This window comes from Homoserinimonas sp. OAct 916 (assembly GCF_003260275.1).
Taxonomy (GTDB): domain Bacteria; phylum Actinomycetota; class Actinomycetes; order Actinomycetales; family Microbacteriaceae; genus OACT-916.
Map to the genome: position 1 here is coordinate 1 of NZ_QJHB01000040.1, position 880 is coordinate 880.

At 62.8% G+C, this 880-nt stretch carries 1 protein-coding gene; it reads right to left on the reverse strand.

Features of this window, described 5'->3' with window-relative positions; all coding sequences use genetic code 11:
* Positions 1-806, reverse strand: an 806-nt coding sequence (locus DL891_RS16575; RefSeq protein WP_157962592.1) for an integrase core domain-containing protein, incomplete at its 3' end; no start/stop codon positions are given.
* Positions 807-880: the final 74 nt, after the last annotated feature.

Consider the following 880-nt stretch of genomic DNA (forward strand, 5'->3'; position numbering starts at 1 on the left):
TGGTGCAGCTTTCCGTTGTGTCGCAGGGTGAGTTTTCCGTTGTTGTCGACGGAGTCGTGGCGGATCCGGTTGTGTTCGCCGGCGCTGGAGCCACGTGGTGTGGCCTTGGGCCGGCTGGCATAGGCGGCGGACGGGGTGCTGCCGTGCAGTGACCGGTGGGGGCGTTGGGTGTTGTAGTAGACGCGGAACTGTTCCAGTTGTTGCTGCAGCTCGGTAAGGGTGGTCGGTGTCGGGTTGTGGGTGAGGGCCCTCTTCATCGTTTGTTGGAACCGCTCAACTTTGCCCTGGGTTTGCGGGTGGTTCGGGCGGCCGTTCTTCTGCTCAATGTTCAGGGTGCGCAACTCGGTTTCGAACGCGTTGCGTCCCTTGCGAAAGCGGGCGGTGAAGACCAAACCGTTGTCGGTGAGAGTAGACGCGGGTGGGCCGTAACAGGCCGTGTTGCTGCGGAATGTGGCCAGCACGGCGGTAACGGTCACCGGGTGGTGCGCGGTGCAACTGAGAGCGTAACGGGAGTGATCATCGAGCCAGGTGAGGATCTCGATATCGGTGCCGTCGGCCAGTGCCCAGTGGGTGAAGTCGGATTGCCAGCACTGGTTGGGTTGATCGGCCTGGAACCGGATGTAGGAAGACTTGGGGCGTTTCTTCGGTTGCGGCACGATCAGCCCGACACGTTTCAGGGTGCGCCAGATGGTGCTGGTGGCCACGGTCATCCGATGGTGGTGGTGCAGGTGCCAAGCGATGGTGTGGGGGCCAGCATCCGAACCGCGGACTGTGAGTTCACCACGCAACCGGAGGATCAGTTCCACGGTGCTGGCTGAGATCGCCTGCGGGGAATGATGTGGGCGACGAGAGTGCGGCTCGAACGCCGCCTGCCCCTCTA